9 protein-coding genes and 2 pseudogenes are annotated in these 15,334 nt (G+C 73.5%); 9 read left to right on the top strand and 2 right to left on the bottom strand.

Annotated elements, in window-relative coordinates; translation table 11 throughout:
• Positions 1–27: 27 nt before the first annotated feature.
• The 7 genes and pseudogenes from B1L11_RS11490 to B1L11_RS11510 form a co-directional block, all read left to right on the top strand.
• Positions 28–2,780: pseudogene (locus B1L11_RS11490) on the top strand (amino acid adenylation domain-containing protein); the annotation flags it as partial.
• Positions 2,781–2,870: 90 nt separating this feature from the next.
• The gene (locus B1L11_RS50365) at positions 2,871–3,851 is read left to right on the top strand and encodes a condensation domain-containing protein (RefSeq protein WP_256862436.1); all 981 of its coding nucleotides are present in this window, start codon (positions 2,871–2,873) and stop codon (positions 3,849–3,851) included.
• Positions 3,848–5,344 (top strand): annotated as a pseudogene (locus B1L11_RS54730) (AMP-binding protein); the annotation flags it as partial. The gene B1L11_RS50365 and the pseudogene B1L11_RS54730, both read left to right, overlap by 4 nt.
• A 94-nt stretch (positions 5,345–5,438) precedes the next feature.
• On the top strand, positions 5,439–6,158 hold the full coding sequence (locus B1L11_RS50385; RefSeq protein ID WP_372974665.1) for a phosphopantetheine-binding protein: 720 nt from the start codon (positions 5,439–5,441) through the stop codon (positions 6,156–6,158).
• Positions 6,155–6,391, top strand: coding sequence for an acyl carrier protein (locus B1L11_RS50390; RefSeq protein WP_079314458.1), 237 nt, complete (start codon positions 6,155–6,157; stop codon positions 6,389–6,391). Before B1L11_RS50385 ends, B1L11_RS50390 begins: the two co-directional genes overlap by 4 nt.
• An 810-nt stretch (positions 6,392–7,201) precedes the next feature.
• Entirely contained in the window at positions 7,202–7,747 is a 546-nt protein-coding gene (locus B1L11_RS48125; RefSeq protein ID WP_218671046.1) for a hypothetical protein, read from the top strand.
• On the top strand, positions 7,744–9,579 hold the full coding sequence (locus B1L11_RS11510) for a N,N-dimethylformamidase beta subunit family domain-containing protein (protein ID WP_079314459.1): 1,836 nt from the start codon (positions 7,744–7,746) through the stop codon (positions 9,577–9,579). Before B1L11_RS48125 ends, B1L11_RS11510 begins: the two co-directional genes overlap by 4 nt.
• Here the strand turns inward: B1L11_RS11510 and B1L11_RS11515 are convergent.
• Together B1L11_RS11515 and B1L11_RS45090 are read right to left on the bottom strand one after the other, a co-directional pair.
• Positions 9,533–11,698: an AfsR/SARP family transcriptional regulator gene (locus B1L11_RS11515; protein WP_143737190.1), complete on the bottom strand. Its 2,166-nt coding sequence runs from the start codon at positions 11,696–11,698 to the stop codon at positions 9,533–9,535. The genes B1L11_RS11510 and B1L11_RS11515 overlap by 47 nt on opposite strands.
• Before the next feature lie 29 nt (positions 11,699–11,727).
• Positions 11,728–12,390 (bottom strand): hypothetical protein, encoded by a 663-nt coding sequence (locus B1L11_RS45090; RefSeq protein WP_143737191.1) that lies wholly within the window; start codon positions 12,388–12,390, stop codon positions 11,728–11,730.
• A 185-nt stretch (positions 12,391–12,575) separates the two neighbouring features.
• Here B1L11_RS45090 and B1L11_RS11520 point away from each other — a divergent pair, with 185 nt between their 5' ends.
• Both B1L11_RS11520 and B1L11_RS11525 read left to right on the top strand, forming a co-directional pair.
• A complete protein-coding gene (locus B1L11_RS11520) occupies positions 12,576–14,666 on the top strand; it encodes a sensor histidine kinase (protein ID WP_079314461.1) in 2,091 nt (696 codons plus the stop codon).
• Positions 14,656–15,312 (top strand): response regulator transcription factor, encoded by a 657-nt coding sequence (locus B1L11_RS11525; protein ID WP_079314462.1) that lies wholly within the window; start codon positions 14,656–14,658, stop codon positions 15,310–15,312. The genes B1L11_RS11520 and B1L11_RS11525 overlap by 11 nt, the downstream gene beginning before the upstream one ends.
• The last annotated feature ends 22 nt before the right edge of the window (positions 15,313–15,334 follow it).

Consider the following 15,334-nt stretch of genomic DNA (forward strand, 5'->3'; position numbering starts at 1 on the left):
AAGGCCACCTGCCCCGGGGGTAGGCACGTGAAGACAGGTCCGCTGTCCCGTGGTCAGGAACGACTCTGGTTTCTGAACCAACTCGACCCCGACGATCCCTCGTACAACACCGCCTACGCCTACCGGCTGCGCGGGGAGCTCGACGTCGCGGCCCTCGAAGCCGCCTTCGGCGCGGTCGCGGCCAGGCACGATGCGCTGCGCACACGCTTCCTCCAGGTCGGCGGACGGCCGGCGGCCGTCGTGGAGCCGCCCGCGCCGGTGACGATCGAGCAGGTCGCGGCGGGATCGGAAGACGAGGCCGGGCGGATCGTGCGCGCCCGCACCAATGCCGCGTTCGACCTCGCCGAGCGGCCGCCGTTCCGGGTCACGCTGGTGCGTCTCGGCCCCGCCGACCACGTGCTGTGCGTCGTGTTGCACCACATCAACGGCGACGGCTGGTCGCTCAACGTGCTCAGGACCGAGGTGGCCGCCCACTACGCGGGCCGCGCGCTCCCCGAGACGCTCCCGCCGCAGTACGGCGACCACGTGCGCACCCGCGACGACCGCGCTGACCTGAACCGGGCGGACCTGGACTGGTGGGTGTCGCGACTGACCGGGGCGCCCGTCCTGGAACTGCCCGCCGACCGGCCGCGTCCGGCCACGCGGGGCACGGCGGGCGGGGAGGTCCGTTTCCGCATCCCGCCCGAGCTGGCCGCCAAGGTCGCGGAGTCGGCCCGGCAGGCGCGCTGCACGCCGTACATGCTGCTGCTCGCGGCCTACCAGGCGCTGCTCGCCCGGCACAGCGGGCAGACAGACTTCTGCGTGGGCACTCCCTCGGCCGGGCGCGACAGCACCGAGCTGGAGCAGATGATCGGCTACCTGTCGACGACCATGGTGCTCCGATGTGACCTGTCCGGTTCGCCGAGCTTCGCCGAACTGCTCCGCCGCACCCGCCGGGCCGTCCTGGACGCGCTCGCCCATCGGGACGTGTCGTTCGAGCGCCTGATCGGCGTGCTCGGGGTGGAACGCGACCCGAGCAGGACACCGCTTTTCCAGACCATGTTCGCGCTGCACACCCACGGCGACGTGGCCGATCCGGTGCCGGGCCTGGTCGCCGAGCCGTTCCCGCTCGGCTGGCACCCCGCCAGAGTCGACCTGTCGCTCGACCTGTACGCGGAGGACGACGGCGGCGTGCTCGGCGTCGCCATCTACAGTCAGGAGCTCTTCGACCACGAGACGGTCGAGCTGATGACCGAGCGCTACCTCGTGCTCCTCGCCGCGGCCGTCGCGGACCCCTCGCTGCCCGTGGGACGGCTCGAGCTGCTCACCGGGCGAGAGCGGGCCAGGCTCGCCGCCTGGAACGACACCGCCGCCGAGCTGCCTCCGCTCACCCTGGTCGACCTGGTGCTCGACCAGGTGGCCGCCGCGCCCGACGCGGTCGCGGTGGTGGCGGAAGGCACACCACACCGGGAGCTGACCTACCGCGAGCTGGCCGTACGGGCGGCGGGGCTGGCGGCGCGGCTGCGCGACCGGGGCGTCGGGCGCGGCCGCGTGGTCGCGGTGCGCATGTCGCGCGGCCCGGCGGTGATCGTCGCGCTGCTCGGCGTCGCGATGGCGGGTGCGGCCTACCTGCCGGTGGACCCCGACTACCCGGAGGCCCGCGTTGAGTACATGATCGAGGACTCGGGCGCGGCCCTCGTCCTCACCGACGCCGACCTCGCCGGCCTCCTCTCGGGTCTCCCGGGTGAGGATCCGGTCGACGCGGCGCCTATCAAGGGGCCCGCCGAGAGGCCCTCACCCGGCGACACCGCCTACGTGCTCTACACCTCCGGCTCCACGGGACGGCCGAAGGGGGTGGTGGTGCCGCACCGCGCGCTCACCAACTTCCTGCTCGCCATGCGCGACCTCGTCGGATCGGAGCCGTCGGACGTCTGGCTCGCGCTCACCTCGCTGTCGTTCGACATCTCCGCGCTGGAGCTCTACCTGCCACTGGTCACCGGCGGCCGGGTGGTCGTCGCCGGCGCGGAGACGGCACGCGACGGCGCGGCCCTCGCCCGGCTGATCGCCGGCACGGGCGTGACCCACGTCCAGGCCACCCCCTCGGGCTGGCGGGTGCTGCTCGCGGGCGACCTCCCGCCGGTCGTCGCCCTCGCCGGCGGCGAGCCGCTCCCGCTCGCGCTCGCCGCCGAGCTGCGGGCGCGGGTACGCAGACTCGTCAACATGTACGGCCCGACCGAGACCACGATCTGGTCGACCGCCTGGGAGGTGCCCGAGCGGCCCGAACGGGTGACGATCGCCGGCCGATCGGGAACACCACCGTCCACGTGGTCGACGAGGAAGGCGCCCGGGTGCCGATCGGCGTGCCCGGTGAGCTGCTGATCGGCGGCGCCGGTGTCGCGGCGGGCTACCTCGGCCGCCCGGGCCTCACGGCGGAGCGGTTCGTGCGGCACGCTGACGAGCGGGTCTACCGCACCGGCGACGTCGTCAGATGGCTGGCGGACGGCACGCTGGAGTTCATCGGCCGCACGGACAACCAGGTCAAGCTGCGCGGGCACCGGATCGAGCTCGGCGAGATCGAGGCCGTGCTCGAAGCGCATCCGGCCGTCCGCCAGGCCGTGGCCGCCGTACGCGACGACCTGCTCGTGGCCTTCGTCGTCCCCGGCGTTCCCGACGGCTCGGACGCTTCGGCGGGGTCGGAGGCGCGGACCGACGTCCTCGACCTCCGGCGGCACGTCGCCGGGCACCTGCCCGGCTACATGGTCCCCGCCACCGTCGTGACGCTCGACGCGCTGCCGCTCACCCCGAACGGCAAGGTCGACAGGAAGGCCCTGCCGCAGCCTCGGGCCGCCAGGTCGGCGAGCATCCCGCCGCGCACCGACGCCGAACGGCTGGTGGCCGGCGTCTTCGCCGAGGTGCTCGGCATCGAGGACGTCCGGGCGGACGACGACTTCTTCGCGCTCGGCGGTCATTCGCTGCTGGCCACCATGGTCACCGCCAGGCTGCCGGTGCGGATCCCGGTACGCGCGTTGTTCACCCGCCCGACCGTCGCGGCGCTGGCCGAACTGCTCGACGAGACCGCCACGGGAGACCGGGCCGCCGCGGGGGACCAGGCCTTTTCGCCGGGTGGCGACGGGCCGCGCCCCCGCCCGCCCGGAGAGCCGGCGCCGCTGTCGCACGGCCAGGAACGGCTCTGGTTCCTGCACCGGCTCGACCCGGACGACGCCTCGTACACCATGTGGATCGTCCGGCGGTTGCGCGGGCCGCTGGACGCGGCGGCCCTGGAACGAGCCCTGGCCGCGCTGGTCTCCAGGCACGAGAGCCTGCGCACGAGGTTCCCGGAGGTCGACGGCGCCCCGGTCGCCGTGGTCGAGCCGCCGGGGCCCGTGCCCGTCGAGGTGGTCGCGGCCGCCGACGTCGCGCACGCGGAGGCGCTGGTCGCCGAGCGCACGAACGCGCCGTTCGACCTGGCCTCCCGGCCGCCGCTGCGCGCGACGCTGATCCGCCTCTGCTCCGCCGACCACGTCCTGGGCGACCACGTCCTGTGCGTGGTCCTCCACCACATCCTGGGCGACGGCTGGTCGCTGAACGTCATGCTGGACGAGCTGGCCCGGCTCTACTCCGGCGAACGGCTCGACCCGGTACCGCTGCAGTTCGGCGACGTCGCCCGCTGGCAGCGCGAGCAGAACCAGGACGAACTCGTCGCCTACTGGGGCGAGCGGCTGGCCGGCGCGCCTCCGCTCGACCTGCCGACCGACCGGCCACGCACCTCGCCTCCCGCCAGGAAGGGCGGCTTCCACACGTTCCGGCTGCCGCCGAGGACGTGGCGCGGCTGGTCGAGCGGAGCAGGGAACACGGCGCGACGCTTTTCATGACGCTGCTGACCGCCTACCAGTCGGTGCTCGCCGCGCAGAGCGGGCAGAGCGACATCACGATCGCCACCGTCGCCTCCGGCAGAGACCGGGTCGAGCTCGAGAAGACGGTCGGCTACCTGGCAGACGTCCTGCTGATCCGTCCCGGCCCGCCCGTCGCGACCGGCCTGGCGAGTTTCGGGGAGTCGCTGGAGCGGACCCGCGACGCGGTCCTGTCGGCGTTCGAGCACCAGGGCATCCCGTTCGAGCGGCTGCGTGTCCCCGCCTTCCAGACGATGGCGATCCTGCACAACCAGGACACCGGCGCCACCCCGGCCGCCTTCTCCGGGCTGGTGGCCGAGCCGTTCGCGCACGGCTTCGACCGGGTCAAGTTCGACCTGATGCTGGAGGCGTGGCAGGACGAGCGCGAGTTGCTCGTCGTGCTCTCCTACGACGCCGCGCTGTTCGACCACGGCACGATCGAGGCGATGGCGACCCGGCTGGCGAGGGTGCTGCGGCAGGACTTCGCCGCTCCCCCGCGGCTGATCACCCCGGCGGAGGAGGCCCGCCTGCTGGAGCTCGGCCGGGGGCCCGACGTCGCGGCCGAGCCGTACGTCCCCGAACTGGTGGCCTCGGCCGTACGCGCGCACCGGGACTCCCGCGCCGTGGGCGACCTGACCTACGGCGAGCTGGACGCGCGCGCCGGCGAGCTGGCCGCGCTGCTTCGGAGACGCGGCGTCGGCCCCGGTGACATCGTGGGCGTCCTCCTCGGCAGGACACCGGACGCCGTGGCCGCGCTGCTCGCGGTCTGGCGTGCCGGGGCGGCCTACCTGCCGCTCGACCCCGCACATCCGGGCGAGCGGCTGGCGTTCGTGCTCGACGACAGCGCCGCCGCGCTCGTCCTGACCTCCCCCGACATCGCCGGCGGGCTGCCGCCCGGGATCCCAGTGGTGTACACGTCGCAGGCCGTCTCCGGAAGCGCGCCCGATCCCGTGCCGGTCACGGGCGACGCCGCGGCGTACGTGATCTACACGTCCGGCTCGACCGGGACGCCGAAGGGTGTCGTCGTGGAGCATCGCAACCTCGCGGCCAGGGTCTCGTGGATGGTCCGGGAGTACGGCCTGGGGCCGGGGGACGTGGTCGTGCAGTTCGCCTCGCTCGGCTTCGACACGCACGCCGAGGAGATCTATCCGGCGCTGGCCGCCGGCGCCCGTCTGACGCTCCTGCCGGACGGCGCGGTGACGCTCACCGACCACCTCGACGGCGTCACCGTCCTGGATCTGCCGACCGCCTACTGGCACCACCTGGTCGACCAGATCGAGTCGATCGCCTGGCCGCCGGAGCTGCGGCTGGTCATCCTGGGCGGGGAGCAGGTGCACGAGGCGGCGGTGACCCGCTGGCGTGAGCGGTTCGGCGACCGGGTGCGGCTGGTCAACACCTACGGCCCGACCGAGGCGACGATCATCGCCACGCTCGCCGAGCTGGACGGTTCGCCCGGGCGTCCGCCGATCGGCAGGCCCATCGGAGGCACCCGCGTACACGTCCTGGACCCGGCCGGGCGGCTCGCTCCCCCCCGGTGCCGCCGGAGAGCTGTGCATCGGCGGGGTGGGTGTGGCCCGCGGTTACCTCGGCCGTCCCGAGCTGACCGCCGAGCGGTTCGCCGACCTGTGCGGCGAGCGCGTCTATCGCACCGGCGATCGGGTGCGGTGGCGGCCCGACGGGCAGCTGGAGTTCCTGGGCCGGCTCGACGACCAGGTGAAGGTGCGCGGGTTCCGCATCGAACCGGGCGAGATCGAGGCGCGCCTGCTGGCCCATCCCGAGGTGGGCGAGGCCGCGGTCGTCGCGATCGGCGACACGCTGGTGGGTCACGTCACCGGCTCCGCCGACTTCACCGAGCTGGCGGAGTTCGCCGGCGCGGCGCTTCCGCCGTACATGGTGCCGACCGCCTGGGCACGGCTCGACCGGCTGCCGCTGACACCGAGCGGCAAGGTGGACCGGGCCGCGCTGCCCGCTCCGCAGGCGCACCGGGAGGCGTACGTCGCGCCCGGCACCGACGCCGAGGAACTGGTGGCCGAGGTCTTCGGCGAGGTGCTCGGCGTCGAGAAGGCCGGGGTCCACGACGACTTCTTCGCGCTCGGCGGTCATTCGCTGCTCGCCGTGCGGATCGTCGCCCGGCTGCGTGGCACGACCGGCCTGGAGCTGCCGATCCGCACGCTGTTCACCCATCCCACGGTCGGTGGGCTGGCCAGGGCGGTCGAGGAACTCCTGATCGCCGAGCTCGACCAGATGTCGGACGAGGAGGCGGAACGCCTCGCCGAGGAGCTGAAATGATCAAGAAGAGGCTGGCGGAACTCGTCGCGGAGTCGTCCGACGGCGCCGTCACCGCGGACGAGGTGCTGGCCGCGACCGTGCCACTGTCGGCCCTGGGCATCACGTCGATCACGATGCTGCGGCTGATCGACGCGATCGAGTCGGAGTTCGGCGTGGAGTTCGACCTCAGCGAGGACGGCATGGGCCTGCTGGACGATCTCGACCGGCTGGCCGCGACCGTGGCTCCCCGGTGAACATGATCGGCCGGGTGGCGCACGTCGAGTTCGCCGGGCCGGGCTCCGCGCCGCTCACGGCACCGCTGACCTGGGGTCAGCGGGCCATCTGGGAGGCGATCGTGCGGACGGCCCCCGACGATCGTTACTTCAATTTCGGCCGGGTGCTGAAGGTACCGGGTTCCCGCACCGTCGCCGAGGTGTGCACGGCGCTGGCCGCCCTGGTGGAGCGGCACGGTGCGTTTCGCACCACAATGAGCGACGCCTTGCGCACCACAATGAGCGACGCGTTTCGCACCATGCTGGCCGAGCCGTACGGGCGGGCCGAGCCCTACCAGCGGCTGGCGGAGAAGGGCCGGCTGCCGGTCGAGGTCACGACCGAGGACCCCGACCGGGTCCTGGACGAGCTGGCGGCGCGGCCGTTCGACTACTTCGGCGAATGGCCCCTGCGGGTGGCGCTGGTCCTCGACGGCGATCGGGTCGCCCATGTGGTGCTGGTCTTCTGTCATCTGGCCGCCGACGGGCTCGGCGCGGAGGCCGCGCTGCGCGACCTGCGGATGCTGCTGCTCAGGGGTCCTGGTGTCCGGCGGCCCGGGGCCGCTCAGCCGCTCGATCTCGCGCGCTGGCAGGCCGGTCCTGAGGGGCGGCGGGCGGCGGAGACGGCGGCGGCGCATTGGGAGCGCGAGTATCGGCGGATCCCGCCGACGATGTTCTCCACGCCGAGCGGCTCTCCGGCCGAACCGCCCGTATGGCGGGCGCTGCTGCGCTCCCCCCGCCCTGGAGCTCGCCGTCCGCTCGATCGCCGCCGCGCATGCCGCCTCGACCTCGACCGTGCTGCTGACGGCCGTGACCGAACTGGTCGGCCGCTTCACCGGCCACGAGACGTGCGCGGTGCTGCCGATCTCGGCCAACAGGTTCCGGCGGGACACGACGGACATCGTCGCCACGATGTCACAGGAGGGGCTGTTCACGCTCGACCGCCGCGGCGCGTCCTTCGCCGGCCTGCTGCGGGCCGCCGGGCCGGCCGCGCTGCGCGCCTACCGCAGCGCCTACCACGACCCGGCCGACCGGAACCGGATCACCGCGTCGGCCGGCGCCGAGCGCGGCGAGCCGGTCCACCCGTACTGCTGCTTCAACGACATGCGCTTCGCCGACCCCGGACCCGCCCGGTTCGATCCGGCCGAGATCACCGCGGCGCTGACGCGGACGTCGGTGACCTGGCCGATGAGCCAGGACAAGCTGAACTGCCGGTTCTGCGTCCACCTCACCACGGAGGGCGTCTCGCTCACCGCCGACACCCGGTATCTGTCCCGTCCCGACATGGAGCGCTACCTGCTGGAACTGGAGTCCCTCCTCGTCGAAGCGGCCGTCGGATGACCGTCCGCGCCTACGCCACCTCGACGTCCTGCGTGCAGGGGGCCTCGCTCGGCTTCGTCCTCGACCGCCCGGCGCCCGTGGTGGTGACCGACGCGACCGACGACCGGGTGGTGTTCGAGGGAGTCGCCTCCGCGCCCCGATGGGAGCTGGACATCCCCGCCGGCTGGCGCAGCTCGCTCTACCGGGCGCGCTTCGGACCCGAGGAGCCGTGGCCGTTCGGACTGCCAGGAAGCGCGCCATGCCCGGACAACGAGGTCTATTTCGTGGTACGGCAGGCCGTGCCCGGCTCGCCGGTGCTGGTGAGCGTCCCCTTCACCACCTGGCAGGCGTACAACAGGGCGGGGGAACCGGGGCAGAGCATCTACTGGACCGAGTCGCCCACGCGGGCCGCACGGGTGACCTTCGACCGGCCCGGCGGCGGGCCTCCTCCCGAGCGCTGGGAGGAGGGGCTGATGCGCTGGCTGCGCCGCGGCGGCTACGACGTCGCGTACTGCTCCAATCTGGACCTGGACGATGGCCTGGACCTGCTGTCCCGGCACCGGCTGCTGATCGTCAACGGGCACGACGAGTACTGGTCGCTCGGGATGCGCGACGCCGTGGAGGAGTTCGTACGGCGAGGCGGCAACGTCGCGTTCTTCTCCGGCAACACGTGCTGGTGGCAGATCAGGCTTGAGGACGGCGGCCGCACCATGGTCTGCCACCGCGACGCGGTGACCGATCCCATGGCCGCCGCCGACCCCCGGCGGACGACCGTCGAGTGGTCGGCGGTGCCGGTGAACCGCCCGGAGAACGCGCTGACGGGGGTGAGCTTCCGCGCGGGTGCGGGAGCCTGGGGGCCGCACATGCCGCGCATGCTGGAGGAGTCGTACACGACGCGTTTCGCGGCGCACTGGGTGTTCGAGGGGACGGGGCTGACCGACGGCGACAAGTTCGGCCAGGGCTGCCTGGGCTACGAGACCGACGCCGCCGAGTTCGAGGAGGTCGGCGGAGTCCCCCGGGTGACCGGCAGGGACGGCACCCCGCCGTCGTTCGTCGTCCTCGCCACCGCGGACCTGCGGCACTGGAGCGCGTACGGCCAGGGCGGCATGGCGACGATGGGCGTGTTCACCAGCGGTCTCGGCACCGTCTTCACCGCGGCGACCGTGAACTGGGGAAACGGCCTGCACGATCCCGTCGTCGACCGGATCACCCGCAACGTCATCGACCGTTTGTCGGCCGCCGCCGACGGCGGGCGCTGGGACGTGATCGGCCCGCCGGCCGACCTGCGGGCGCTCGCGGTGCTCGGCCGGACGCTGTACGCCGTGAGCGCGGACGGCATGCTGCTGGCCCGGGAGCTGTGCGGCCAGAACCTGCCCTGGCGGCCCGTCGGCCCCGCCGAGGGCGTACGCGGGCTGGCCGTCCCGCGCGAGGCCGCGGGCGGCCTCGCCGTCGGTCTGTACGGCGTCACGCATGACGGGCGGCTCCTGCGCCACCACGAGCCGGGATGGCGGGAGGTCGGCCCCGCGCCCGAGTCCGCGATCGGCCTGGCCGTGGCCGACTGTACGTTCTGGGTGGCCACGTCCTCCGGCGAGTTGTGGCGGCAGCCGTTCGGCAGCGGCGCCTGGGAGCCCGCCGGCTCGTCGGGAGGCGCCGTCGCCCTCGGCGGGATGAACGGCAGGCTCTTCGCCCTGGACGCCGAGGGCCGTCTGCTGACCCGGCTTCCCCCGCCCGTGAGGGACGACCCCGGATGGGTGAGCCACGCGGAAGCGGTGCCGGGCAGCACGTTCACCGCCCATGCCGGGCTCGTCATCGCCGCCGGACGAGGCACCCCCCTCCGCCGGCGCCACGTCTGACGGCTGCCCCGATATCCGTGCCGGTGCGCGACACGGGGGTGATCTTCAAGGGAGTCGTCGTCCGGTCGATCGCGCCGTTCAGACGCGCTCGCCGCAGTGCGGAGACGCCGTCGGCGAGGGTCTCCTGGACGAGGGCGTGGACGAAGGCGAAGCGGCCCGGACGTCCTTCGGAGACGAGACCGGCCGCCATGGCGAGCTCCAAGTGGCGCAGGGTGGCGTCGAGGGTCAGCCCGGCCAGTCGCGCGGCGACGACGGGGTCGAAGTGCCGCCCGCTGATGGCGGCCGCGCGGAGCAGGGCGCCGGTGGGCTCGGGCAGGGATCGGATGCGGGCGTGCACGAGGTCGCGGACCCCGGGCGGAAGGCCGCCGGAAGCGCCGGCGGTGGTGTGGCGCAGGAGCTCGATGGCGAACAGGGGATTGCCGCCGGTGCGCACGTGCAGGGACCGCAGGTCGTCGTGGGAGGTGTGGCCGGCGATGAGCTCGGCCAGTTCGCCGGGGGTCAGGCCCGCCAGGGGAAGGCGCAGGGCATGGCGGCGGGCCAGGGCCGCGAACGTGTCGGCGAGCGCGGGACGAGGAGCGGGCCAGTCGCGCGCGGTGGCCACGATCGTGACGCGTGCGTGAGTGAGGGTGTCAACCAGATGGGTCACCAGGCGCAGCATGGCGGGGGCGGCGTGGTGCAGGTCGTCCAGGACGATCAGCACCGGGCGCTGCACAGCATGGGCGGCGAGCAGATGCGCGGCGCTCTCGCACGCCTCGAATTCCGTCGGTGCCGGATCGGCTTGCGGACAAGGACCGACGCCGGGCGCCGCGTGCCCGCCCGCGGTCTCGTACGAGACGCCGGATGCGGTGGGTACGGTGCCCTCGGGTACGGTGCCCTCGGGTGCGGCGCCGGAGACGAGCTGGTGCAGCAGGCGTGTCCAGGGCCAGAGCGGGGGTGCCTCGGGGGTCGCGGGGCATCGGGCGAACGCCACGGCGTGCCCGCGATCGCCGCCGCGGACGGCCACACGTTCGGCCAGATGGCTCTTTCCGATTCCGGGTTCTCCCGTGATCAGGGCGATCCCCGGCCGTCCCGCCTCGCCCGCCTCCAGCAGGTGATCCAGGGCGGCGAGTTCGCCACGCCGCCCCGCCGTCGCCCGCGGGGGCGCATCCGTGCCGGTCCCGATGCGGCCCCCCGTGGCGGGCGTGGCCGTGAGGCCGGCGGGGCCGAAGTCCTGGAACGGGCCCGGAGCCGAGGCGGCGGGCGGCGCCGGCAGCGGGGTGCGGGCGCCCGGGTGCCGCAGATGGGGAGACTGGCGGAGGATGTGCTGTTCCAGCTCGCGTAGTTCGTCGCCGGGGTCGATGCCGAGCTCGTCGGCCAGCGTCCGGCGGGCGGCCCGCAGGACCTCCAGAGCGTCGCCCTGGCGGCCGCAGCGGTACAGGGCCAGGGCACGCAGAGCCCACAGCGGCTCGTGCAGCGGATGCTCGTGCGTCAGCGCCTCCAGTTCGCCCACCACCTCCTGATGCCGCCCCTGCCGCAGGACGGCCGAGACGCGCAGCTCGCGGGCGCGTTCCCTAGCCTCGCCCAGGCGGGCGACGGCCCCGGCCGCATACTCCTGTCCGCCGAGGTCCGCATACGGCTCGCCCCGCCACAGTTCGAGGGCCTCGGTCGCGGCCCGCTCCGTTGCGCGGGGATCGGCGGCGTGCTCGGCCTCGGCGACCAGGGCCAGGAAGCGGACGACGTCGACGCGCCGGGGGTCGACGGTGAGGCGGTACCCGGTGTGGTCGAAGGTGAGCACCCGGCTCCGGGCGCGTGGGAGGCGCTCGGGCTCCAGGATCCGTCGCAGGTGGGAGACGTACACCTGCAGCGAGGCGAGCGCCTCGGCCGGCGGGTTCGGGCCCCAGATCCGGTCGATCAACGTGGTGGCCGGCACCGGGCGTCCCTCGGCGAGCACCAGGACGGCCAGCAGCGTCCGGACCTTGGGCGTGCCGACGGGGAGGGGGAGGCCGTCGCCGCCGACGACCTCCAACGGGCCCAGCACGCGGATGCCCACACCCTCACCCATGGGTCCGCTTCCCCTTCCTCCGCCAGTCGGCGCGGGAACGGCCGCGACCGTCGTGGTCGGCGGCATGAGCTCAGCCATGAGAACCTCCTGTCCACCAGGTCGGCGGGTCAGCGACCGTTCTCCTCGTCGGCGACGGTGAGCTCGGGTCGCCGGGTGAGCAGCAGTCCGAGCAGCGCGTATCCGATGACGAGGTGGCAGCCGCCGACCCAGTTCGCCAGGGGGTCGCCGAACACGAGGTAGGTGGGAACGGTCGCCACCGCCCAGGTCTCGGCTACGAGCGGCCACCAGCGCAGCATCCCCCGCCATCTCGCGGCGAGGGCGAGCTTGACGCCGATCGCGAACATGCCGAACATCGACAGCGGCCAGAAGATGTCCATGAGCCCCAGCCAGACCTGGTCCCTGAGACCGTCGGGCAGGACCCCGTGGAGCAGCGACCAGACGCCGGCCACTGCGAGCAGCACCGCCTCGACCCGAAGCCCGATCGCGGCGCCGCGCGACGTGCCGACGGCCCGTGTCCTCATCTGCACCCGGAGCAGGCAGAACACGCCGAGCTGGAAGGCCAAGCCGGTGAGGTCGTGGATGCGCCCGCCCATCCCCTGGGCGTCCGTGCCGTATACGAAGATGCTGGCGGCCCAGGCCAGCGCGCCGATCGTGAGCCCGGCCCCCGCGAGGCGAATGGAGCCGAGGCCGGCGGCGCCGCCGGTGGAGGCGGCGGACGGAGTGACGTCCGTGCGCGCCTTGGCGGCTTCCCTGGTGATGTGAGTGTCCATGATTCTTCCTTCCGTGATCCGCGGCGCGGTGCGGCGTGCGGATCCACCATCCGTGCCCGCCGCCCCGGCCCCACAGAGTCACCGGTCCCGGATCCCGTCCCCGGCTCCCCGCGGCCGACCCGGGACGAAATCCCGGGACTCCTGTCCCGGGACAGCGGGATGGTGAGCAGGCGACAATGCCTGTCGTGGTGGACGTGGAAGCGGCCGGACGTACGGCGACGGGCCGGGCGGCCGTGCGGACGGCGCTGGCGGCGGCGCCGGCCGTCATCGCGCTCGCGCTCGCGGCGGGCACGGCGATCGTGGACCTCCGCAACCGCGGAGTGGCGGCCTCGCCGGGCGCCGGGCTCGACGTCGCCAACTGGCCGTCGGCCATGGCCGGCCTGGCGCAGGCCCTGCCCGGTGCTCTGCTGCTGCGCCGGCTGCCGCGGCATCCCGTCACCTGGGTGCTGACCGTCTCCGGGTTGGAATGGGCGCTGAACGGCTTCCTCGGCGCCTGGTCGATGTATGCGATCTACACGTCACCGGGCGCACCGGGCGCCTCGGCCGCCTACTGGTTGTTCGAGCGCTTCGGGTCGGCGCTGCTGATGGGGCTGCCGCTGCTGATCCTGCTGTTCCCCGACGGGCGTCTGCCGGCGGCCCGCGTCTGGCGGTGGTTGTCGGTCGTCAGCCTCGCACTGACCGCGTTGCTGCCGGCGTGCCTGGTGGTGGTGCCGATGGACGTGATGGCGCGGTACACCGCGACCCCGCTTCCCGCGGAGATCTCCCGGCTCGCGCTCGATCCCCTCAGCATCGCTCTGCCGTACGACGTATGGACGCCTGTGCTGGCCGTCGCGTACATCGCCGAGCCGGTGAGCCTGGTGGTGCCGTTCGCCGTCATGCTGCACCGCTACCGTGTGGCCGACGCCGACAGACGCGCCCAGATCCGCTGGCTGACCTGGGCCGCGCTCGTGGACATGTTCGTGCTGCTGCTCCAGTTCGTGGCGCCCGTCAGGGTCACGGCCGTGCTCTTCTGCCTCGCGATCGCGCTCACCTCCGCCGCCGTGCTGGTCGCGGTCACCAGATACCGGCTGTACGACATCGACCGGCTGCTGCCCGCGACCGTCCTGTACGGCCTGCTGGCGCTGTCGGTGGTCGTCATCGACGTCGCCGTCTTCACCGTCGCGGGCAGCACGCTTGGGGAACGCGACTCCGCCCTGGCCGCGATCGCGATCGTCGCGGTCGTCTACGCGCCGCTTCGAAGCTGGCTGTGGCGGGCGATACGCCGGCTGCTCCGCGGCGGACGCGACGATCCGTACGGAATGGTCTCGACGCTCGCCGAGCGACTCGAACTTGCCACCGACCCGGACGACCAACTGGTCGCGCTGGCCCGGACGGTGGCCGACGCCTTCCGGCTCTCCTACGTCAGGGTGGAGATCGAGCGTGCCGGCGGCGCCCGGTCTGTGGTCGAGCACGGCTCTCCGCACGGACCGTCGCTGTCGCTGCCGGTGGCCTACCGCGGAGAGGTGGTGGGCCGCCTGGTCCTGTGCCGTACCGACCTGACGGAACGCGACCAGCGGCTCCTTGGTGACCTCGTACGGCAGGCCGCGGCCGCGGCCCGTGCGAGCGAGCTCAGCGCCGACCTGCAACGCATCCGCGTCCAGCTCGTCGGCACGCGGGAAGAGGAGCGCAGGCGGCTGCGGCGCGACCTGCACGACGGGCTGGGGCCGAGCCTCGGCGCCGTGGCGCTGCGGATCGAGACCGCGCGGAATCTGGCCCAGAGCGCTCCCGCGCAGTCCGACCGCATGCTCGAACAGGCGGCCGCCGACGTCGCCGCCGTGCTGGCCGACGTCCGTCGGCTGGTGCACGACCTGCGGCCGCCGGCCCTCGACGAGCTCGGCCTGCGTCGCGCCGTCGAGCAGCAGGCGGAGCGCGTCAGGTCGAGCCGGCTTCAGGTCGCCGTGTCCGCCGAGGGAGACCTCGGCTCGCTGCCCGCCGCGGTCGAGGTGGCGACGTACCGTATCGTGTCGGAGGCGCTGACGAACGTGGTCCGGCATTCGGGGGCGGCGCACTGCGACATCACACTTGCGGCGCAGGAACGAATGCTGGAGGTGACGGTGCGAGACGACGGCTCGGGCATCGGGGTCGACGTGACGGCCGGGGTGGGGATGCTCTCGCTGCGGGAGCGCGCGGCCGAGCTCGGCGGCGACTGCGAGGTCGTCTGCCCGCCTGGCGGCGGGACGCTGGTCCGCGCGCGGCTGCCCCTCGAGGAGACGACGGAGGTGGCGGGTGTCCGATGAGCTGATCCGGGTGCTGCTCGCCGACGACCATCCGGTCTATCGCGAAGGGCTGGCCATGCTGCTGGCCTCGATCCCCGGCATCGAGGTGGTCGGCACGGCCGCGACCGGCGTGGAAGCGGTCGAGCGCGCCGCGGAGCTGCAGCCGGACATCGTCGTCATGGACGTCACGATGCCGGAGCTCGACGGCATCGAGGCGACCAGGCGCGTCGTCGCGGACAGCCCGCACATCGGGGTCGTCGTGCTGACGATGTCCGAGGAGGACAGCACCCTGTTCGCCGCGATGCGGGCCGGAGCTCGTGGCTACCTGCTGAAGGGCGCGAACCAGGCCGAGATCACCCGGGCGATCGTGGCCGTGGCCCACGGTGAAGCGATCTTCGGCCCGGCGGTGGCGCTCCGCGTGGCCGAGTTCTTCGCCGGCCCGTCCGCGGCATCTGACCTCGGCGCGTTCCCACAGCTCACTCCGCGCGAACGGGACATCCTCTCGCTGGTCGCCGCGGGACGGTCGAACGCCCAGATCGCGAGCACGCTGTTTCTGTCGCAGAAGACCGTCCGCAACAACGTCTCGAACATCTTCGCCAAGCTGCACGTCGCCGACCGCGCCGAGGCGATCGTCCGCGCCCGTGAGGCGGGCCTCGGCCGCACCTGAATCCTCCGGCGGCCGATTCGCG

The sequence above is a fragment of the Microbispora sp. GKU 823 genome (genome assembly GCF_002027145.1).
Classification (GTDB): domain Bacteria; phylum Actinomycetota; class Actinomycetes; order Streptosporangiales; family Streptosporangiaceae; genus Microbispora; species Microbispora siamensis.

Bases quoted from the DNA above. Each gene is read 5' to 3' on its own strand.
- B1L11_RS50390 (WP_079314458.1), top strand. From the start codon at position 6,155: ATGATCAAGAAGAGGCTGGCGGAACTCGTCGCGGAGTCGTCCGACGGC.
- B1L11_RS11510 (WP_079314459.1), top strand. From the start codon at position 7,744: ATGACCGTCCGCGCCTACGCCACCTCGACGTCCTGCGTGCAGGGGGCC.
- B1L11_RS11515 (WP_143737190.1), bottom strand. From the start codon at position 11,698: ATGGCTGAGCTCATGCCGCCGACCACGACGGTCGCGGCCGTTCCCGCG.
- B1L11_RS45090 (WP_143737191.1), bottom strand. From the start codon at position 12,390: ATGGACACTCACATCACCAGGGAAGCCGCCAAGGCGCGCACGGACGTC.